Annotated in this window: 14 protein-coding genes; 2 read left to right on the forward strand and 12 right to left on the reverse strand. The window is 57.2% G+C overall.

What is annotated here, in order from left to right; translation table 11 throughout:
- The 8 genes from cas1e to BS626_RS09645 form a co-directional block, all read right to left on the reverse strand.
- Positions 1-918 carry a type I-E CRISPR-associated endonuclease Cas1e gene (gene cas1e, locus BS626_RS09610; protein ID WP_075182180.1) on the reverse strand — a complete coding sequence of 306 codons (918 nt, stop codon included), beginning with the start codon at positions 916-918 and terminating at the stop codon, positions 1-3.
- 39 nt (positions 919-957) lie between these two features.
- On the reverse strand, positions 958-1557 hold the full coding sequence (cas6e, locus tag BS626_RS09615) for a type I-E CRISPR-associated protein Cas6/Cse3/CasE (protein WP_075182181.1): 600 nt from the start codon (positions 1555-1557) through the stop codon (positions 958-960).
- Complete coding sequence (gene cas5e, locus BS626_RS09620) at positions 1548-2207, reverse strand: type I-E CRISPR-associated protein Cas5/CasD (protein WP_075182182.1); 660 nt, start codon at positions 2205-2207, stop codon at positions 1548-1550. The genes cas6e and cas5e overlap by 10 nt, the downstream gene beginning before the upstream one ends.
- Before the next feature lies 1 nt (position 2208).
- Positions 2209-3312 carry a type I-E CRISPR-associated protein Cas7/Cse4/CasC gene (gene cas7e, locus BS626_RS09625; protein WP_075182183.1) on the reverse strand — a complete coding sequence of 368 codons (1104 nt, stop codon included), beginning with the start codon at positions 3310-3312 and terminating at the stop codon, positions 2209-2211.
- A 10-nt stretch (positions 3313-3322) separates the two neighbouring features.
- On the reverse strand, positions 3323-3784 hold the full coding sequence (gene casB, locus BS626_RS09630) for a type I-E CRISPR-associated protein Cse2/CasB (protein ID WP_075182184.1): 462 nt from the start codon (positions 3782-3784) through the stop codon (positions 3323-3325).
- Positions 3768-5294: a type I-E CRISPR-associated protein Cse1/CasA gene (gene casA / locus BS626_RS09635; RefSeq protein WP_075182185.1), complete on the reverse strand. Its 1527-nt coding sequence runs from the start codon at positions 5292-5294 to the stop codon at positions 3768-3770. The genes casB and casA overlap by 17 nt, the downstream gene beginning before the upstream one ends.
- A gap of 348 nt (positions 5295-5642) precedes the next feature.
- On the reverse strand, positions 5643-8264 hold the full coding sequence (cas3, locus tag BS626_RS09640) for a CRISPR-associated helicase/endonuclease Cas3 (protein WP_075182186.1): 2622 nt from the start codon (positions 8262-8264) through the stop codon (positions 5643-5645).
- A gap of 580 nt (positions 8265-8844) precedes the next feature.
- A complete protein-coding gene (locus tag BS626_RS09645; protein ID WP_075182187.1) occupies positions 8845-9990 on the reverse strand; it encodes an ArgE/DapE family deacylase in 1146 nt (381 codons plus the stop codon).
- 373 nt (positions 9991-10363) lie between these two features.
- On the opposite strand from BS626_RS09645, the gene hdeA reads away from it, so the two are divergent.
- Together hdeA and mgtA are read left to right on the forward strand one after the other, a co-directional pair.
- Entirely contained in the window at positions 10364-10678 is a 315-nt protein-coding gene (hdeA, locus tag BS626_RS09650) for an acid-activated periplasmic chaperone HdeA (RefSeq protein ID WP_075182188.1), read from the forward strand.
- Between the two features lie 852 nt (positions 10679-11530).
- Positions 11531-14230 (forward strand): magnesium-translocating P-type ATPase, encoded by a 2700-nt coding sequence (gene mgtA / locus BS626_RS09655; protein ID WP_075182189.1) that lies wholly within the window; start codon positions 11531-11533, stop codon positions 14228-14230.
- 37 nt (positions 14231-14267) lie between these two features.
- On the opposite strand, the gene BS626_RS09660 is transcribed toward mgtA, so the two are convergent.
- The 4 genes from BS626_RS09660 to aceE all read right to left on the reverse strand — a co-directional run bounded on the left by BS626_RS09660 (position 14268) and on the right by aceE (position 20978).
- Positions 14268-14699 carry a hypothetical protein gene (locus tag BS626_RS09660; protein WP_139308807.1) on the reverse strand — a complete coding sequence of 144 codons (432 nt, stop codon included), beginning with the start codon at positions 14697-14699 and terminating at the stop codon, positions 14268-14270.
- 103 nt (positions 14700-14802) lie between these two features.
- Positions 14803-16230: a dihydrolipoyl dehydrogenase gene (gene lpdA, locus BS626_RS09665; RefSeq protein ID WP_075182383.1), complete on the reverse strand. Its 1428-nt coding sequence runs from the start codon at positions 16228-16230 to the stop codon at positions 14803-14805.
- A 174-nt stretch (positions 16231-16404) separates the two neighbouring features.
- Positions 16405-18300: a pyruvate dehydrogenase complex dihydrolipoyllysine-residue acetyltransferase gene (aceF, locus tag BS626_RS09670; RefSeq protein ID WP_075182191.1), complete on the reverse strand. Its 1896-nt coding sequence runs from the start codon at positions 18298-18300 to the stop codon at positions 16405-16407.
- A gap of 14 nt (positions 18301-18314) precedes the next feature.
- Positions 18315-20978: a pyruvate dehydrogenase (acetyl-transferring), homodimeric type gene (gene aceE / locus BS626_RS09675; protein ID WP_075182192.1), complete on the reverse strand. Its 2664-nt coding sequence runs from the start codon at positions 20976-20978 to the stop codon at positions 18315-18317.
- Between the last annotated feature and the right edge of the window lie 58 nt (positions 20979-21036).

Genomic DNA, 21036 nt, shown 5'->3' on the forward strand with positions numbered 1-21036 from the left:
TCACGCGCTCCTGTGCCCAACGTCACCAAAAGGCGTAGCCGCGGGAATTGCAATCGGCTGGCTGTCCGCAGGTGCGGCCGGAGGGGAAATGTCTCCGGCCGCCAGCACCTCTTCGATAAGAGGTATCAGTTTTCCTAACGTTCGGTCAGTGCGGAAACAATCGCGGCAGGCCAGACGAACCTCTTTTTCCGGATGTGTAGGATGCTGCGCCGCAATCGCAAAAGCTTTCGGCACCACGGTATCAAACTTGATGATATCGGCAATGTCATAGACAAAGGAGAGCGGTTTACCGCTGTGGATGAACCCTATCGCTGGCGCATAACCCGCAGCCAATATCGCCGCCTCCGTTACGCCATACAGGCAGGCGGTTGCAGCACTGATGCACTGGTTAATGATGTCGCCTTTCTCCCAGTTTTTAGGATCGTAGCGCCGTCCCTGCCATTTTATGCCGTACTGCTTCGCCAGTAGCGTATAAGTTCCTTTTACACGTGCGCCTTCTATACCGCGCAGCTGCTCAACGGAGCGACGCGCCGGGGCCTCTTCACCAAAGCGCAGAGAAAACATTTTTCTCACGACTTTCAGACGTAGAGCATCATCCAGCGCCAGTCTGGCCTGGTAGAGTAATTTATCAGAGCGCGCGCCACCCGGTTGACCGCTGGCATAAACACGGACTCCCGCCTCCCCTACCCACACCAACAGCGTACCCACCGTGGCCGCCAGTTTGATTGCCGCATGGGACACGCGCGTGCCTGGCTCAAGCATGATGCAGGCGACATTGCCTATGGGAATGTGGGTACGCACGCCAGTGGCATCGATTAAGACAAACGCGCCGTCGATGACGTCGATTTGTCCGTACTTCAAGAAGATCAGCGAGATGCGATCCTTAAGCGGTAGGGGGACTAAAGGAATATAAGCCACAACACCTCCTTGTTTTACAGGTTGAAAACACGCTTCGTTTCAAGCCCGCGCCAGAGAAACTAATCCACAACCCAGGCTCTTCGCCGGCCCTATCCCCTGCGTTAACAGCAAATAAAACGCTTCAGCGTCCACAATCTGCAGCTCCCCCTCAAACAGAACGGTTTGTATCTTACCCATTACGCCTTTTTTATTAAAAAGCAGTGTCGGCTCCGCCGTGATACGAGCAGATTGTAATGCCGCTGCCGTGCCTAATTTACGTAAAAGCCACTGTATGCACGCCTCTTCCCCCACAAGCGGCACGCGACAACTTTTTATCTGACCCTTTGCATTGAGTCTTGCCCGCTTATCCTTGATAGTTTTTATGGGATTTGCCCGCAAGCGAAAAAGCAGTGGTGTTCCGGAAGGGAGCCTCAAATCAACCGCTTTCGTAGCCAACACGCTGGCGATTTTGACGGACTGCGGCGCACAAGCTGATTGCATCAGCACCTGCATGCCACTGCTGGCCTGCCCCTTTTCAGCTCTGAACAGAAAGTCACGTTTATCCTGCGGGCGATCGGGAAACAATTGCCACAAGGCACGATGAAGCTGATAAGGATCGTTTGCCCAGCGCCAGTCGACATTCACCCGGCTTAAGAACATGGAGCCTCCTCTTGAATGACATACCAGGCGCGACGAGCAAACTGTCGCGGCAAATGATAAAGCGGCTCATCACGCACAGATAAACGCCTTTCCTTTCCGCTAAGTGGAACCTCACTGTAGACCGCCCCTGTGCCGGGTAAGGCCACTGATAGAGCTGCAAACGGTGTATCTGCTTCTTGTATTGAATGAAACAATGGCTTGGTCAGCGGGCAGCTTCGGCGCCCCAAACAGGGCGTAAAGACCGGTTTCTTCACGGCCTCGCTGAGCTGCTGCACACTGTAATCCTGCGCTGTATCAGACCACACGGCGACGGTGAAACTGGCATCGCAGAGGTATTCACGTCGTGTAAGGATGGTGTCGTGCTGCTTTAAGCCGCTCTGCTTTTCCCGGGCATCTTTAACGGTATGAAAATCCGTCAAATTAACGGGTGAGTGCGCACCATGAGCATCACACCGCACGGCAAAATGGACGCTGTCGGCCAGTTGCTGAAGACACTGCCGTTGATTACGTGCGATACCAAGGCAGGCGCCTAACAGCCCCAATAATCCACTGCGCGTGGGGAAAGGGGCGCTCGGGCGGAGCCCTTCAAAGGTCGGCAGGCCCCACGCCTGCATAGGCCCGGTAAGCTGTAAAATCAGGTAAGCAGGCATTTCATACCCCGTCGTCGTTCTGGCTAATCCACTGTTTGAGTGCGCTCAGACTATTCATTTTTCGCACGCTATCGGGAAGCGCCTGATCGCACAGCGTAAACTGTGCCGACGGCCCGGTGAGATCATACCCCGCAGCGACCCGCTGCCAGTAGGTGTTGAAGGCAGTAATTGAGGGGTGTAAATAGCCATCACTGGCGGGCTTAACAGGATTTTCAAAAGCATTTGCCAGCGAGACGGGCACGTCGGAGAAGTTCACCATGACCAGATCAGCCGGGTTAAATGCGGCAAAACTGTGTTGCTTAGCGCCAGGCACTTCCGTTGCCAGCAGATGGGCCAGATGAGCAGCAAGGCTCAACACCTGTTCGCGCGAGGCGCCGCCCAGATTCTCCTGCAACTGGCGAAGGTTCAGGCTGGCATAGCGGTAAAATACGCCAGCGGAAAATTCCTGCGTCCCGACATGTGAAGCTCCCGTGCTCTCTTTCAGATCGTCAACGGCAGTAAACCAGTCAATATCTGACGCAACCGCATGGGTAGTGATCGCGTGGGCCAGCGACAGCGCCCCATCCACTTTACCCAGCTCACTCATTAAACCGCTGGTGGCCATGCGCCCACTGAGCGCGATGTCAACCGCGCTGTTCAGGTTAGCGCGCAGACCGGACAGCTGCTCTTTTAGCAATTTTGCCCATTTTTTTACATCCATACCCAGCCCGGCGTTGGCGGGATCGCTCACCTGTTGGCAATACCAGTCAATCTCATCCAGCAACCAGGGAGAAACGGCATCAGCGGTAATTTCTTTGCTTGCATCAACCGTTTTACCACTGAGCAGCGTCAGGGTAGTGTCAATCACCTCTGGGGAATATTTACCGGCCAGCGCCGCCTGTACTGTGGGACGCAATAGCTCAAGATGAATAGTCCGAATGCTCGACTCGCCTATATGCTGGCGGTAATAGTCGCTTTTACGCATAGCACGCTTCAGGCTTTGACTGGAAATGCGTACGCGGCGCCTGCCGCCAAAAATGGCCTCTTTTTGCATATTCATGTCATCGCGGTTGAGGCAGGAAGGGCTATGGGAGATCAACACATGAAAGTTAATAAAGTTATTCATTGGGGTTTCCTTACGCGTGGTCTTTTTTCGGCATTGAGAGGACAAAATCTTCCAGCAGCGCACGGCGGTCAGATTTTCCCCACCAGTGCAACTGTTTGGCCAGTGAGGGCCAGTGCAGCGTGGGCTCAGCATGGATAAGCAAGCGACGAAGCTGGATCATATCCTGTGGCGACGCCATTCTCAGCAGTTGATATATCCGCTGCGCGCTGACTTTTTCACCTTTGGCGAGGACTTTACCCAGACTCAGGGACGTATCGGCAGCCGGCGTAATCTTGCCGCAGGCGAGGCAAAACACAATGCGCAACAGCGCATGGCGTTGTTCAGGCCAGCCGAACGGCGAAACCAGCGCGTAAAATGCCGGTATATCCAGCAATTCATCCGGCGTGGCCGTTCGGCGTAATCTGGCACGACTGCCGTTATCAAGCTGTTCCCAGGCGTGATAAAGCGCGGTGGCGTCAAGCGATGGCTTCATCCGATGGCTCTCCTTGCGGTTGTAAATCGGCTAATTGTTTACACAGAATGCGCCGCCGGGCGACGGCAATCGTTTTAAATAGTTTGGGCTGGTGCGTATACGGGGCGGTCGCCGCGTCGAATAGCTGGTAGCACAGTGTATTTAGTTGTTTATGTAATGCCGTCAGAGCGGGCTGCGGATGAGCAAAATCCAGGGTGGCTAATAATGGCGAAATGATCACATCACTCTGCCGATAATATTGCCGCTCAGTCTTATCCTGTACGGCCACACCTGCACCAATGATATCACTATTTTGGATGCCATTTTCAAAGACCGATAGCGCTTTGCGAAGCGCCGCACGATAATTTAATCCCGCCATCACAATTTCATTTAACACATCCAGATGGCGTTCCCACCCCTGGTTAAACACCATGATATCGTGGCGACGTTCGACTATCGCGGCCTGATTATTACGATAGCCGCCAAGACTCAGCTGTAAGCGCCTCCCCTTTCCTGTCCTTTTTGCCTGGGCAACAGTTAACGCAGGCTGTCGTCCTTCCCCCGCGTTATTCACCTGTTGCGCAATCAGCAAGCGCCCAATTTGCGTCCATGAGGGGGCAGGGGTGGTGAAAGCAGCGTAGCGTCTTTCAACCTTGCCTTTTTTGATCTGTGTGACATAAGGAGAGTGCGGATGTAACCAAAACCCGTCCAGGGTGTAGTTAAATTTTGCTTTCAAAAAGCTGTGGTAGCGTTGTTCGACTGCCATCCCGCAACCGGTACAGCATCCTCCAGCCTGGGGGGAAGAGAGTTCAATGTGAGCGGGCTGCCAAAATAACCCCCGCGCCAAATCAATCGTGTGGGCATAGACGGTGTCATTAGGGTTGATGGGCCGTTGCCAGGTCAATGACTGCGCTGACTGGTTACGCCAGCCAGGGTAGTGCTGGTCAAGAGTGTCCTGCATTAACACGTTAGCCCACAGCGTGGTGCGCAGGCAGGCCTCCTGGACCAGGGTGGTAATTGGCGTGCCGCCGCGCAGGCCGCTTTTAAAGCCACCACCGAACCCTGGGGCGTTGCCAGCCTGATTAAATAAGGCAATAGCTGTACATCCACCGCATAACGCTTCCGCCTGGCCGGGCTGATTGACAAAAGCACAGCTGGTTGATCCGGTCAGCCCCACCATGAGCTTATCCATACTGGTGGTTTCTTTCGCGCTGACGCCGCGAACCTGCATAAACGGGGCATCGGTCGCATTGAGATCAAAAGCGCCCTGCCAGTCAGCGATGCCTGCATCCCAGGTACTGGCATCCAGCGGGTGTTGAAACCGCTCGATCAGCTGCACCGTATCTTTGGGCGGCCAGATAACCTGCACCAGGCTAATCAGCAGCTGGCAGGCGGCCAGTTCCATATCATCACGAGGCAAACACAGCTGACGCGGTATTGATTCGCACAGTAATGCCCTTAAAGTAATGTGCCCTGCTTCTCCGCCAACGGACGGCTTTACAGGGATCCAGCTATCTCGCAAAAGATCCATCAGGTCCACTCCTTATCAGGGGAAAAATTATCCCTTTAGTACCACGGCTAACGCCATGATTACGGCGATCAGCGCCAGCGCCGCAATCCCGGCGATGGAGATGGCTTTTATGTGATTCAATACCGACGTCATGGCTTCTTGCTTCATTGGCTCTCTCCTGTCTCATTGATAGAGGGAGGACAGCTTAAATAAGAGCCAGCCTCAAAGTTTTTACAAGTAGGTATACTTAATAGGTTCAAATCTTCACTGAGGTTACCATTTCAGTTATACTCCATATCGTTCCCCGCTCTACCGGGGATAAACCAGAGGTCTACTTACTCAAGGTAACGTTCCCAAAATGCTTTGGGATTAAGTGGGAATGAAAATCATTCCCATCTCTCTCGAGTAAAGCAGATTATGTCGATCCTCAGTGGCTCGCCAAACGCCCTCTTGCCATCTCCCTTCCACCCAGACTTCTCCCCGATCGTTCCGGGTTAATCCGTATCGCCGCTCCCAGCTATGGGGCACATTAACGCGATTTAGCGCCAACGCTTCAGGCAGGGAATAAGCGTCCAGCGGCTCCAGGGATTGTCCATTCAGCAGCATCTTCCCATGCCCCGTTACGGCATAAGGTATCAATGGCAGGCTCATTTCGCCGTCGCGTGTCACCGCCCGCACATTTGCATCATCGTCACTGTGGGCGCAGCCCTGCTGAGCTTCATTGAGCATCAGCCTGGCGTGAGATCGACGCAGCAATTCCTGCTCTTGATACTTCTCCATTCCCCGGCTTACCCAGGAGGGTTCGGTCTCGCTTTTCTTATTGTCATACACACAATCGATCCATTGACGGTAAGCGGCGGGAAACTGAAGCGGTGCATCCCCCTGACGTTCTATCAACTGCTGCGTTCGCCACATCACCCGCGTATGAGTGTAAATAAAATTGCTGTTGCCATAGTCCTCACTGACCGGTAACACCACCGTCAGGATGGGTTGTTGAAAATCTTTCGGACGCATTTCCCGTACATGACGATGCAGCCTTCCGGCACGCTGAAACAACAAATCAGCGGGACAATGCTGAGTAATCAGCCAGTCAAAATCGAGATCCAATGACTGCTCAACGACCTGAGTGGCAATCAGAATACGCCCCGGGTGTCGGTCACCCTCGGGACCAAATGCCTGCAGAATCCGCTGTTCAATATCCGCGCGATCAAGGGCGGTAAACCGCGAATGAAACAGCATCACATGTGCGCTGGTTCGACAGGACAACCGCTGATAAATCTGCTGTGCAACGTCAACCAGATTACACACCAGGCAAACCTGCGCCCCGGCTTCGGCGGCATCGACCATGTCAGCCAGTAACGCCTCATCTGGCTGCATATCAGTCAGATAGCGCGCTTCCAGTTGCAAGAAGCTGTCCGGCGGCTGCTGCGCAGGCGTTTCACTCAGATCAAAATAGTGCCGCTGGTGCTGATGTTGCCAGGTCACTAACGGATATTCAGAGCGGGATGAGGAGGCGCCGTCGGTCGTACCATAGGTGGCTAACAACCGACTTTTCAGCACTGCGGGCAAGGTGGCAGAAAGAAGTAGCGCACTTTGTCCAGCCTCATACTGCTTACGCAATACCTCCTCCAGTAACCCGTGCATATAACTGTCATAGGCGTGGATTTCATCCACCAGCAATACGCTGCGGGCAATTCCCAATCCCCGAATAAAGCGGTGTTTAACCGGCAGTACCGAAATTAATACCTGATCAATGGTGCACACGCCTATCTGCCCGAGGAAAGCGCGCTTGTTACTGCGGCTCAACCATTCGCAACACTGCGCCCAGGCCTCTTCGCCCTGAAGGTTCTCGCCGCGTAGTTTTACAGCCGAAAAAGCGTGATTAAATCGTGAGTGACCATGTGCCAGTATCAGGTTTGGCTGTTCAAAAATCGTGGTTGCGAGACGATCGAGCCGGGCAAACATCGCATTGGCCGTAGCCTGCGTCGGTAGTGCAAAAATAATACTGTCAGCCTGGCCCGCCGCCAGTAAACGCCAGGCATAAGCCAGCGCCGTTTCCGTTTTTCCCGAACCGGTGGGGGCTTCAATAAGGGTTAGCCCGGGAAGCGTGGGCAACGCAGAGACCAGCGTTTGTAATTGCCGCGGTTGTTGATGGGATTTTAACAGGGCAGTAACGCCGCGCCATGGTTGTACAGCACTGAGCAGGCCGCTGCGCGTCAGCACCCGTTGTGCATCGTGGTTATAACGTCGTAAAAAATAGTCTGATAGCGGTTCAGGTGAGGAGTGATACTGAAAAGTATCTTCAGTACACCAAGAGCCTAACCAGTCTGCAACGGAGCAAAAACCGGCCAGCAGCGGGGAGCAAGCGGGCGGATCATCCTGTAAGGAGAGTCCCGCCGGATGCAGAAATAATTCTTCCAGCGCGTGTAACCATGCCAGACGCGCCCGCCGATCCCGATCGCCACGGGATTTCAGGAATGAAGGCAAGGCCAAACTCAGCTCATCAAGTTCCTCACTTTGTGCGACATAGCCATGATGCCCCGCCACTGCCGCCATCCACGGCAGCCAGTCCTGCTTCGGGTGATTATGCTGTATAGCCCAAAGCAGGGATCCATCCTCATCGCTGTCGGCGCAATCAAAATCATGATATAGCCAATACAACCCACCATGGCCGTGATTCCACGACGGCGTTTTGAGCGCAGCATCGCGGGAAGCCTCATCCGGATTTAATCTGCACCAAGCCTGCCAGGCTTTAGCCTGAAAGCGAATATCCCACTTACCCAAATCATGTAGCGCGACAAAGAAGAGCACCCACGCGCGAGCACGTTCGCGGGAAACATTCTGGTTAAGCATTTTCTGCAGATGGGGATCATTATCCCACCAACGCGCGGCTACAGCAGTGACATCCAGACAGTGATATGGCAACAAATGATAGCGAATTTCATTATCTAAAAATGAGGCCTTTCCCCAATAGCGATAGAAAACGTCCATCCGGCACCCTAATAATTTAACTGTCAGAAGGCTAGTCAGCCTACGCTGCCACTGACTCCATCATTAAAAAATCACAATATTGATAACATAGCCTCTAACATAGATCGCAAAAAATATCTCTAAGGCCAAAACTGGTTGCTATAAATTACAAAAAGCATGAAAAAATATCAAATTAAATTTTAGCCACTACACCAGGAATAAGGAAGCGTATACGCTGAAGGATTACGCCTATTCCCTATCCTAAATCCATTTTTATTCATTCATATTTCCTCTGTTTTTTATGTGAGTTTCAATCTGAACTGATGTGGAAAATTCCTCTTGGAAAGATGCTGTTAGCGCCTGCCATCGCATCGTAATACCTTATCCGCCGGACTGCCGCCCTGTGCTGCCTCTGTTATACGGCCCCATATATATTCTGACCGCCGGTTGAGCTAACGCCGCGCGGCCGGCCGCAGAGGTTGGGGGGAGCGTCCGCTACGGGGGGCGGGTAAGGGGAAACTGGCCGGCGGGGTACGCGAAATTAACGGGCGTAGCCCTCAGAAGAATGCCGCCCGCCGCCGGCCGTGCCCCTGCGGTAGGATTACGCTAAAAACGCTTCGGCGATCTGCTGATTAATGTTTATCATGCGATAAAAATCGGCGATCTTCACACACTCATTCGGCTGATGGGCATGCTGCGTGTCTCCCGGCCCCACAATCAGGATTGGAAACGTGCGCTTAACGCGTTCAAATTGCGATCCGTCGGTGTAGCCGGTAAGCCCAAACACAGAAGCCGGCTTGCCCGTGACCTCCGCCACCACGCGCTGCGCGAGCTGCGAGAACGGATCGTCAACCGCGGTTTTCATGGACGGGAGATCGTTAATGAATTCAATATCGGCGCGGAAATTCGGCACCGTCGCCGCGAGGCCGTCCAGCATGTCCCTGAACTGGCGTTTTAAGCCTGCGTGGTCTTGCTGCTTAATGGTCCGGATATCCAGCTCAACCGTGCACTTGTCGGGTACCACGTTGGTGCCGTTGCCGCCGCGAATGACGTCGATGCTGGCGGTAGAGTGCCCCACCCACTCATCGGTCGCGCTGGCCAGATCGAAGGTCGCCTTGAACGCCTGCAGCACCAGCAGCATATGCTCGATCGCATTCACGCCCTGCTCAGGCATGGAGCCGTGAGCGGTTTTTCCCCAGGTGGTGATCCGCGGCCAGAGCGCGCCCTTGTGCGCGATGCCAACGCGCAGGTTGGTCGGCTCACCAATGATCAGCGCATCCAGATCGTCGGCATAGCCTTGATCGACCAGTTGGCCGGCGCCGATGGCGCTGGTTTCCTCGCCAACCGTCGCCAGCAGTTTAACCGTGCCTTTAAAGAGCGAACCGGCCTGTTTTAAGCGAATCATTGCCGCCACGGCGGCGACCAGTCCGGATTTCATGTCGCAGCTGCCGCGCCCATAGAGCAGCCCGTCTTTGACCACCGCGGCAAAGGGATCATCGTGCCAGGCCATCTCACCGACCGGCACCACGTCCATATGGCCAGAGAAACCTAATACCGGCCCGGCCGCCTGCCCCGCCAGCGTGGCAATCAGCTGGTGTCGCCCTGCGCTGTATTCAACCTGTTGGCAGGGGATCGCATACTGGGCGAACACCGCCTGCAACGCGTCGGCCACGCGTTTTTCATCGCCCAGTACGCTGTCAATTTTCACCACGTCCTGCAATAACCGTAATGCCTGTTGATCGTCCATTCGTCATCTCTCCTGTGAACGCCATCCGGAATACCCGTCCGCCATCGCCGCACCGGCTACCATGATCCGGCACCGGGCGTCGGCAGGTCTCCGATCGTACTCCCCGCCGACAACGCTCACCAGGCAGGGAGAGCGGTACGCGCGCTCGCCGCCGCACACGCGACTCATCGTCGGTCCCGCCGCCAAATAGCCCGCGCTGGGACGCCGGTATAAAGAAATAACTTATCAACGAAATCCGACTTTCCCAGGTGATTAATTTGCGCAAAACAACATTTACAACTATACATATCGTGCAAGGTCAATAAGGCCTTATTTTGAATATTCTCTGAGTATCATTCTGTTTACCTCCACTCATCTAATGAGAGACGTCAAAATGAAAAAAATTGCGATGATGATTGTTACCGCTTCACTGCTGGCCCCGGTCGCCAGCTTCGCCAAAGATGCGCCGAAACCGGTCAATAGCTGGACCTGTGAAGATTTCCTCGCGCTGGATGAGAGCTATCAGCCGACGGCGGTCGGATTTGCTGAAGCGCTTAATAGCAAAGGCAAAGCGGAAGAAGCGGTGATGGACGTTGACGGTATCGCTAAAGTCACTCCGCTGGTCACTGAGGTGTGCGAGAAAAATAAAACCGCCAGCTTTAAAGATAAAGTGAAAGACGAGTGGCACAAAATTAAAAAAGAGATGTAATACTCTCCCTGCGCTATCCTGCGGCGCCCTCGCCGCAGGATAGCGAGCATCCCTGTCAGGATCCGATTCCTCCCCTCTGCGGCGCTGACGCCCTACGGCTACCGGCGCCACCTGTCCGCTCATTCGCGCCATTAACAGGCTGATCACGCGGGTTGCTACCGTAACAACGCCACAGACACATCGACACCGTCGGCCTTTACCGCAGCCCAATCAGGGCGTTCCTCCCTTCCGTCGGACACACGGCTTTGGCACAAACCCACAACAGCGAGCAGGCCGTACCGCGCGTATAGCGGCTCGGGCGGCGGGCAACCGCATCGCCCGCAATGCCGGCCAGCCTGTGAGCGGCAACAGGATAATGACGGATGGTCGCCGGCCCGGCCGAATACGTGGTTCTCTTCCCCGTTGATTATCGGTTAAGGTTGGTTAGTTTACTTAAGTAACTAACCGCGCTACAGTGCGCGCAATTCAGAAAACGGAGACCCTCCTTGGACAGTTATCGATTGTAACAAGGCAGGCCATATGCCTGCCGCCCTGGCAGGCAGTGCGTAATCCTCACTGCCCCGACCCCCAATGCAGATGAGGTGTTGTATGACGTTTTCCCACTCCCTGTTCCCTCCGGGCCTGACCCGCTGATTTTGACTGTGCGCACAGGCGCGCGGTCTTTGCGCGCCTGTGCCTGCCGCAGGCTGTTTCCCGCTATTGCTATCGCTTTTTGCGGTTAAGGAGTCCCCATGGACGACCACCCTGGTACGCAACGTTTTGCGCGTTGCGGATACGGTGAGTAACGCTCTCCCCTGCAACGCATCTCATTAAGCTGGCGCGGCACTGCCGCGCGCGAATGGAGTCACTGAGATGACACACATGATGGATACCGTCGCGATCAAGCGCGACCACGCTGCCCGTGCGCAGCAAAACTGGCCGGTCGCGGCCGAAGCTCACGCTTCGGTTAACGCGACCCTTACCCACCTGAATACCTCCGCCGACGGCCTCAGCGCTCAGCAGGTGGAGGACCGCCTCGGCCAGTTTGGCCGCAATGAGGTGGCGCAGGAGAAAGCGCCGGCGGCCTGGCTTCAGCTGCTGCTGGCGTTCAATAACCCGTTTATTTTTGTACTGATGGGGCTGGCGGCAATCAGCTTCTTTACCGATTACCTGCTGCCGCTGCGCAAAGGGGAAGAGACCGACCTGACCGGCATTATCATTATGCTGGTGATGATCGCCCTCAGCGGGCTGCTGCGCTTCTGGCAGGAATTTCGCACCAATAAAACAGCCGATGCGCTGCGCTCGCTGGTCCGCAGCCGCGTTCGGGTACGCCGCCGTCAGCAGGTTGCCGCGCCGGGTGAGATTACCGATGTCGATCAGGCGCTGCTGGTGCCCGGCGATATTATCGAGCTGCATGCCGGTGACGTCGTGCCTGCCGATGTGAAACTGCTGGACGCCCGCGAGCTGATCATCAGCCAGGCGTCGCTGACCGGCGAAGCGCTGCCGGTGGAGAAATGGGTGATTGAGCAGGCGCAGCCGGGGAGTGACGCGCTGAGCGAAAGCACCCTGCTGTGTCAGCCGAATATCTGCCTGATGGGCACCAGCGTAATGGGCGGCAGCGCCCGGGCGGTGGTCGTGGCGACCGGCAATGCCAGCTATTTCGGCTCGCTGGCCAAAGCCATTGTTGGCAAACAGCCACAGACGGCGTTTGACCGCGGCGTAAACAGCGTCAGCTGGCTGCTGATCCGCTTTATGGCGGTGATGGTGCCGCTGGTGCTGATCCTGAACGGCTTCACCAAAGGCGACTGGATGGACGCTACCCTGTTTGCGCTGGCGGTGGCGGTGGGACTGACTCCGGAGATGCTGCCGATGATCGTCAGCACGAACCTGGCGAAAGGCGCCATGGCAATGGCGCGGCGAAAAGTGGTGGTGAAGCGCATGAACGCCATTCAGAACCTCGGCGCAATGGACGTGCTGTGCACCGACAAAACCGGCACCCTGACCCATGACCGCATCGTGCTTGAGCAGGCAGTGAATCTGGAAGGCGTCAGCAGCGATCGCACGCTGCGGCTGGCGTGGCTGAACAGCTATCATCAGAATGGCCTCAATAATCTGATGGATCGCGCGGTGCTGGATCGCTGCCGCGACAGCCTGGCGATTTTGCCGGTGCGTGACTTTCGCAAAGTGGACGAGCTGGCCTTTGATTTTAGCCGCCGCCGCCTCTCGGTCGCGGTCTGCGATCAGCAGGGTGAGCACCTGCTGATCACCAAAGGCGCGCTGGAGGAGATGCTGGACGTCGCCAGCCATATTGAACTGGAAGGCCAGATCCACCCGCTGGACGCTGCCGCCCGCGAGCGCCTGATGGCGCGGGCAGCGGGCTTTAACGAACAGGGCTACCGGGTACTGCTGGTCGGCTGGCGCAGCCTCGGCACGCCGGGCTGGTGCCAGCGTCTGGATGTGGATGATGAGCGCGATCTGATTTTATGCGGCATGCTGACCTTCCTCGATCCGGCAAAAGAGAGCGCGGCCGCCGCCATTGCCGCCCTGCGCGACAGCGGCGTGCAGGTGAAAGTGCTGACCGGTGACAACCCGATAATCAGCAGCAAGATCTGTCGCGATGTTGGGCTGGACTGCGGTACACCGCTGCTCGGCAGTGAAATGGACGATCTGAGCGATGAGGCGCTGAGTCAGCGTATTGAGCTGCACACCCTGTTTGCCCGGCTGACGCCGTCACAGAAACAGCGCATCGTCGGCCTGCTGCAGCAGAACGGCCACACGGTGGGCTTTCTCGGCGACGGCATTAACGATGCCGCCGCCCTGCGCGCCGCCGACGTGGGGATCTCCGTCGACAGCGCCACTGACATAGCTAAAGCGTCGGCGGACATCATTCTGCTGGAGAAAAGCCTGCTGGTGCTGGAGCAGGGGGTGGTGACCGGACGTCAGACCTTTGGCAACATCATCAAATACCTGAATATCACCGCCAGCTCCAATTTTGGTAACGTGTTTTCCGTGCTGGTCGCCAGCGCCTTTATTCCCTTTATGCCTATGCTGGCGATTCAGCTGCTGCTGCAGAACCTGATTTACGATCTGTCACAGATGGCGCTGCCGTGGGACAAAATGGATAAAGAGTTTGTCAGCAAGCCGCGCAAGTGGGACGCCAAAAATATCGGCCGCTTTATGCTGTTTATGGGCCCCACCTCGTCGATTTTTGATATCAGCACCTTTGCCCTGATGTGGTATGTGTTTGCCGCGAACACGCCGGAAATGCAGGGGCTGTTCCAGTCGGGCTGGTTTGTCGAAGGGCTGCTGTCGCAGACGCTGGTGGTCCACATGCTGCGCACCCAGAAGATCCCGTTTATTCAAAGCCGTCCGACCTGGCCAATCCTGCTGACCACCGGCCTGGTGCTGCTGATCGGGATTGGGCTGCCCTTCTCGCCGCTGGCCGGTAGCTTCGGGCTGCAGCCGCTGCCGCTGAGCTACTTCCCGTGGCTGTTCGCGACCCTGCTGGCTTACTGCCTGCTGAGCCAGGGCATGAAAACCCTGTATGTGCGCAAGTTTGGTCAGTGGTTCTGATTAACGCCGTGGCTCCCCGCCGGGGGGCCTGCGCCGGTTAGCCGGACAGGCAGCCCAGCGTCACGATGACCGCGCCGGCCAGCAGCGCCATTAGCCAGATCCCCGCGGCCGCCAGCGCGACATACAGGACGAAGGTGGCACAGCCCAGCGCCAGCGCCATCCGGACGAGGCCGCGCGCGGCGCCGGCACAGTGCGCTGCCGCGGCGGTCACCAGCGCCAGCCCGGCCAGCAGCAGGGTGAGGATATCCAGCACCCGATCGGCATCCCAGCGGACGCGGACCACCGGCGGCGGCGTGGCAAGCCCCAATCCGCTGAGGAGCCCGCTTTTTAGTGCGCCAACGTGGCCAGCCACCAGCGCCTGTAAGGCTGCCTGCGGGGGGGTAAACGGCCCCAGCAGGACGTGAGTAAAAAACAGCAGCAGTGCGGCGACGGCGAGAACGATCGCCCCCATTCCGAGATAGCGTGGCACCTTTCCTCCCGCAGCAGTGGCGCGTCAGATATCCGCTCTGCCGCGCCCCATCGATAAAAAAACGGCCCCCGTTCGGGAGCCGTTTGTCAGCAAGCCGCAGGGCTTACTTTTTCTTTTTTGCTTTCGGGTTCGGCAGATCGGTGATGCTGCCTTCGAAGATTTCTGCCGCCAGGCCGACGGACTCATGCAGCGTGGGGTGCGCGTGAATGGTCAGCGCAATATCTTCTGCATCACAGCCCATTTCGATCGCCAGACCGATTTCGCCCAGCAGCTCACCGCCGTTGGTGCCGACAATCGCGCCGCCGATCACCCGGTGGGTCTCTTTGTCGAAAATCAGCTTGGTCATGCCGTCCGCGCAGTCAGAGGCGATCGCGCGGCCCGATGCCGCCCACGGGAAGGTGGAGACTTCGTAGCTGATGCCCTGCTCTTTGGCTTCTTTCTCGGTCAGGCCAACCCACGCCACTTCCGGCTCGGTGTAGGCAATGGACGGGATCACTTTCGGATCGAAGTAGTGCTTCAGGCCGGAGATCACCTCGGCCGCCACGTGGCCTTCGTGCACGCCTTTGTGCGCCAGCATGGGCTGACCGACAATGTCGCCGATGGCAAAAATGTGCGGCACGTTGGTGCGCATCTGCTTGTCGACGCGGATAAAGCCGCGATCGTCAACCTCCACGCCCGCTTTACCGGCATCGAGGTTTTTACCGTTGGGGACGCGGCCGATGGCCACCAGCACGGCGTCGTAACGCTGCGGTTCCGCCGGGGCCTTTTTGCCTTCCATCGTGACGTAGATACCGTCTTCTTTCGCTTCAACGGCGGTCACTTTGGTTTCCAGCATCAGGTTGAACTGCTTGCTGATGCGCTTGGTGAACACTTTCACCACGTCTTTGTCCGCCGCCGGAATCACCTGGTCAAACATCTCGACCACGTCTATCTGCGAACCCAGCGCGTGGTAGACGGTGCCCATTTCCAGGCCGATGATCCCGCCGCCCATGACCAGCAGGCGCTCCGGCACGCTTTTCAGCTCCAGCGCATCGGTGGAGTCCCACACGCGCGGATCGTCATGCGGAATAAACGGCAGCTGAATCGGACGGGAACCGGCCGCGATGATGGCGTTATCGAACTGGATGGTGGTCGCACCGTTCTCCCCTTCCACCACCAGGCTGTTTGCGCCGGTGAATTTACCGAGGCCGTTGACCACGGTCACTTTGCGGCCTTTTGCCATGCCGGCCAGGCCGCCGGTCAGCTGGTTGATCACCTTCTCTTTCCAGGTGCGGATTTTATTGATGTCGGTCTGCGGCTTACCGAACACAATGCCGTGCTCTTCCAGCGCTTTCGCCTCTTCGATCACTTTGGCGACGTGCAGCAGAGCTTTAGAGGGGATACAGCCGACGTTCAGACAGACACCGCCGAGGGTGCTGTAACGCTCAACCAGAACGGTCTCCAGACCTAAATCAGCGCAACGGAATGCCGCAGAGTAACCTGCAGGACCAGCTCCAAGTACCACGACCTGAGCTTTAATTTCTGTACTCATCATGACCTCTTATTTGATATCCGGCGGTATCCGACGAGGGCTCACTAAAAGTCCTTTATCCACCGGGACATTTTCACCGCCAAAGTTTACAGAATTGTTAACAAACTGCAAACTGCGATGCCAGGAATCTCTGTAACAAGGCCGGCATATGCCGGCCTTGTAAACGCATCAATGTTACATCACCAGCCGGCGAATATCGGCGAGCATATTGCCGATAAGGGTAATGAAGCGCGCACCGTCGGCGCCGTCGATCACCCGGTGGTCGAAGGAGAGCGACATTGGCATCATCAGGCGCGGGGTAAACTCTTTCCCGTTCCACACCGGCTCCATCGCCGATTTAGAGACGCCAAGGATCGCCACTTCCGGCGCGTTGACGATCGGGGCAAAGTGGGTGGTACCGATGCCGCCAAGGCTTGAGATGGTAAAGCAGCCGCCCTGCATCTCGCCGGCGGTCAGCTTACCGTCACGCGCTTTTTTGGAGATAGCCATCAGCTCGCGCGACAGCTCGGTGATGCCCTTCTTGTTGACGTCCTTGAACACCGGCACCACCAGCCCGTTCGGCGTATCCACCGCCACGCCGATATTGACGTACTTTTTCAGCGTCAGGCGCTGTGCGTCTTCCGACAGCGAGCTGTTAAAGCGCGGCATCTGCTCCAGCGCCGCGGCCACCGCCTTCATGATAAACACCACCGGGGTGTATTTCACATCCAGCTTGCGCTTCTCGGCTTCGGCATTCTGCTGCTTACGGAACGCTTCCAGATCGGTGATATCGGTCTTATCGAAGTGTGTTACGTGCGGAATCATCACCCAGTTGCGGCTCAGGTTGGCACCCGAAATTTTCTGGATGCGCCCCAGCTCCACCTCTTCCACTTCACCGAACTTGCTGAAGTCGACTTTTGGCCACGGCAGCATACCCGGAAGGCCGCCGCCCGCTGTGGCAGCCGGTGCGGACTCGGCGCGCTTGACCGCGTCTTTCACGTAGGCCTGGACGTCTTCCTTCAGGATCCGGCCTTTGCGTCCGGTGCCTTTAACGTTTGCCAGGTTGACGCCAAACTCGCGCGCCAGGCGGCGGATCACCGGGGTGGCGTGCACGTAGGCGTCGTTTTCAGCGAACTCTTCCTTGCCGCTGCCGCTGCCGCTGCCGCTGGCTTTGGCCGGCGCCGCGGCAGCTTTCTCTTCGGCTTTTGCCGGGGCCGCATCCTGCTTCGCCACCGACGCGGCGGCCGGCGCCGCGCCGGCCACTTCGAAGACCATGATCGGGCTGCCGGTCACCACTTTGTCACCGGTAGTGATTGAGATCGCTTTTACCACGCCGGCAAACGGCGCCGGCACTTCCATGGAGGCCTTGTCGCCCTCAACGGTAATCAGCGACTGCTCGGCGGCGACGCTGTCGCCGACCTTGACCAGAATCTCGGTGACTTCCACTTCGTCACCGCCGATGTCCGGCACCTGCACCTCTTTGTCGCCGGTCGCCGCCGCCGCCGGTGCGGCCTGCTGCTCGGGCTCAGCGGCGGCCGGTGCCGCGGCACCCGCCACCTCAAACACCATGATCGGGCTGCCGGTGGCGACTTTGTCGCCGGTTGCCACGTTGATCTCTTTCACTTTTCCGGCGAACGGTGCCGGCACTTCCATGGAGGCTTTGTCGCCCTCCACGGTCAGCAGCGACTGCTCGGCTTCCACGCTGTCACCAACCTTGACCAGAATCTCGGTGACTTCCACTTCATCACCGCCGATGTCCGGTACGTTGACCGCTTTGCTGGCGGCGGCCGCCGGCGCTGAAGATGCTGGCGCGGCAGGCTGCTCGGCTTTCGCCGCCGGCGCCGCGGCGTCAGAGGCGTCATCCGCCTCAAAGATCATGATCAGCTTGCCGGTTTCGACTTTGTCGCCCACCGCTACTTTCAGCGCTTTGACCACGCCCGCCTGCGGTGAGGGTACTTCCATCGAAGCTTTATCGCCCTCTACCGCGATCAGCGACTGCTCGGCTTCCACCTTATCGCCAACCTTGACCATCACCTCGGTGACTTCGACTTCGTCTGCACCGATGTCCGGTACATTAATTTCAATTGCCATTGCGTTGTTACCTCTTATGCCAGACGCGGGTTGACTTTATCGGCATCGATATCGAATTTGGCGATCGCATCGGCCACCACTTTCTTATCGATCTCACCGCGTTTAGCCAGTTCACCCAGCGCCGCGACCACCACGTAGGAGGCGTCCACTTCGAAGTGGTGACGCAGGTTTTCACGGCTGTCAGAGCGGCCATAGCCGTCGGTGCCCAGTACGCGATAGTCGCTGGCCGGTACGTAGCTGCGCACCTGCTCGGCAAACAGCTTCATGTAGTCGGTTGAAGCCACCGCCGGCGCATCGTTCATCACCTGAGCGATGTACGGTACGCGCGCCTCTTCCGTCGGGTGCAGCATGTTCCAGCGCTCACAATCCTGCCCGTCGCGGGCCAGCTCGGTGAAGGAGGTAACGCTGTAAACGTCAGAGCCCACGCCGTAGTCCTTCACCAGGATCTGCGCCGCTTCGCGCACGTGACGCAGGATAGCGCCGGAGCCCAGCAGCTGCACTTTGCCTTTCTTGCCGTCGAGGGTTTCCAGCTTGTAGATCCCCTTACGGATCCCCTCTTCTGCCCCCTGCGGCATTGCCGGCATGTGATAATTTTCGTTCAGCGTGGTGATGTAGTAGTAGACGTTTTCCTGCGCCTCACCGTACATCCGCACCAGGCCGTCATGCATGATCACCGCCACTTCATAAGCGTAAGCCGGATCGTAGGAGATGCAGTTCGGGATAGTCAGTGACTGAATGTGGCTGTGACCGTCCTCGTGCTGCAGGCCCTCGCCGTTCAGCGTGGTGCGACCGGAGGTGCCGCCAACCAGGAAGCCGCGCGCCTGCTGATCGCCCGCCGCCCAGCACAGATCGCCGATGCGCTGAAAGCCGAACATGGAGTAGTAAATATAGAACGGGATCATCGGCAGGTTGTTGGTGCTGTACGACGTCGCCGCCGCCAGCCAGGAGGCGCCGGCGCCCAGTTCGTTGATACCTTCCTGCAGGATCTGGCCTTTCTCATCTTCGCGGTAGTAAGCGACCTGCTCACGGTCCTGCGGCGTGTACTGCTGGCCGTTCGGGCTGTAAATACCGATCTGGCGGAACAGACCTTCCATTCCGAAGGTGCGGGCTTCGTCCGCCAGAATCGGCACCAGGCGATCTTTGATCGATTTGTTCTTCAGCATCACGTTCAGGGCACGCACAAACGCGATAGTGGTGGAGATCTCTTTGTTCTGCTCTTCCAGCAGCGCGCTGAACTCTTCCAGCGTCGGCATCTCCAGCTTCTCGTCAAAGTGCGGCTGACGGCTCGGCAGATAGCCACCCAGTTTCTGCCGCTGCGCGTGCAGGTAGGTGTGCTCCTCGGAGCCCTCTTTGAAGGTGACGTACGGCAGGCTGTCGATTTCAGCATCGCTGACCGGTACGTTGAAGCGATCGCGGATGTAGCGAACGCCATCCATGTTCATCTTCTTCACCTGGTGAGCGATGTTTTTCCCTTCCGCCGTGTCGCCCATACCATAGCCTTTAATGGTATGCGCCAGGATCACCACCGGCTTGCCCTGGGTATCCTGTGCTTTTTTCAGCGCCGCAAAGATTTTCTTCGGATCGTGGCCGCCGCGGTTCAGCGCCCAAATCTCATCGTCAGACATATCTTTCACCAGCGCCGCGGTTTCCGGATATTTGCCGAAGAAGTGCTCGCGAACGTAAGCCCCATTTTTCGATTTGAAGGTCTGGTAGTCACCGTCCACGGTTTCGTTCATCAGCTGAATCAGCTTACCGCTGGTATCTTTACGCAGCAGCTCGTCCCAGCGCCCGCCCCAGATCACTTTGATCACTTCCCAGCCGGCGCCGCCGAAGATACCTTCCAGCTCGTTAATGATCTTACCGTTACCGGTGACCGGACCGTCCAGACGCTGCAGGTTACAGTTGATGATGAACACCAGGTTGTCCAGCTTCTCGCGGGTCGCGATGGTGATCGCGCCCTTGGATTCCGGCTCGTCCATCTCGCCGTCGCCGAGGAAAGCGTAGACGGTCTGTGCAGAGGTATCTTTCAGGCCACGGTGTTCCAAATATTTCAGGAATTTAGCCTGATAAATGGCCGACAGCGGGCCAAGACCCATGGAAACGGTCGGGAACTGCCAGAATTCCGGCATCAGTTTCGGGTGCGGATACGAGGAGAGCCCTTTGCCGTGCACTTCCTGACGGAAGTTATTCATCTGCTCTTCGGTCAGGCGCCCTTCGAGGAACGCACGGGCATACACGCCCGGGGAGATATGGCCCTGGAAGTAGACCAGGTCGCCGCCGTCTTTCTCATTGCGCGCGCGGAAAAAGTGGTTAAAGCACACTTCGTATACGGTGGCAGAAGACTGGAAGGAAGACATGTGGCCGCCCAGCTCCAGATCTTTCTTCGAGGCGCGCAGCACGGTCATGATCGCATTCCAGCGGATCGCAGAACGGATGCGGCGCTCCAGCGTGGTGTTCCCCGGATAAGCCGGCTCATCTTCAACGGCAATAGAGTTGATGTAGTTGTGAGAGGCCGCGCCGGCCGCCACGCTCACGCCGCCTTTACGGGCTTCAGCCAGCACCTGGTCAATCAGGAACTGCGCGCGCTCAACACCTTCTTCACGGATGACCGATTCGATCGCCTGTAGCCAGTCGCGAGTTTCAATCGGATCCACGTCATTGGGTAAACGTTCTGACATGGGGGTATTCCTTATCTGTGTCTAATACGTTGAATGATCTGGCGCCTGTCTCCCTGTT

The organism is Pantoea sp. 1.19, from assembly GCF_001922585.1.
GTDB lineage: Bacteria > Pseudomonadota > Gammaproteobacteria > Enterobacterales > Enterobacteriaceae > 1-19.

What these genes read in the sequence shown, in the direction of transcription:
- casB (WP_075182184.1), bottom strand. Translation starts at nt 3,784, where the DNA reads ATGAAGCCATCGCTTGACGCCACCGCGCTTTATCACGCCTGGGAACAG.
- mgtA (WP_075182189.1), top strand. Translation starts at nt 11,531, where the DNA reads ATGACACACATGATGGATACCGTCGCGATCAAGCGCGACCACGCTGCC.
- aceE (WP_075182192.1), bottom strand. Translation starts at nt 20,978, where the DNA reads ATGTCAGAACGTTTACCCAATGACGTGGATCCGATTGAAACTCGCGAC.
- aceF (WP_075182191.1), bottom strand. Translation starts at nt 18,300, where the DNA reads ATGGCAATTGAAATTAATGTACCGGACATCGGTGCAGACGAAGTCGAA.
- cas5e (WP_075182182.1), bottom strand. Translation starts at nt 2,207, where the DNA reads ATGCCTGCTTACCTGATTTTACAGCTTACCGGGCCTATGCAGGCGTGG.
- casA (WP_075182185.1), bottom strand. Translation starts at nt 5,294, where the DNA reads ATGGATCTTTTGCGAGATAGCTGGATCCCTGTAAAGCCGTCCGTTGGC.
- cas7e (WP_075182183.1), bottom strand. Translation starts at nt 3,312, where the DNA reads ATGAATAACTTTATTAACTTTCATGTGTTGATCTCCCATAGCCCTTCC.
- hdeA (WP_075182188.1), top strand. Translation starts at nt 10,364, where the DNA reads ATGAAAAAAATTGCGATGATGATTGTTACCGCTTCACTGCTGGCCCCG.
- lpdA (WP_075182383.1), bottom strand. Translation starts at nt 16,230, where the DNA reads ATGAGTACAGAAATTAAAGCTCAGGTCGTGGTACTTGGAGCTGGTCCT.
- BS626_RS09645 (WP_075182187.1), bottom strand. Translation starts at nt 9,990, where the DNA reads ATGGACGATCAACAGGCATTACGGTTATTGCAGGACGTGGTGAAAATT.
- cas6e (WP_075182181.1), bottom strand. Translation starts at nt 1,557, where the DNA reads ATGTTCTTAAGCCGGGTGAATGTCGACTGGCGCTGGGCAAACGATCCT.
- cas3 (WP_075182186.1), bottom strand. Translation starts at nt 8,264, where the DNA reads ATGGACGTTTTCTATCGCTATTGGGGAAAGGCCTCATTTTTAGATAAT.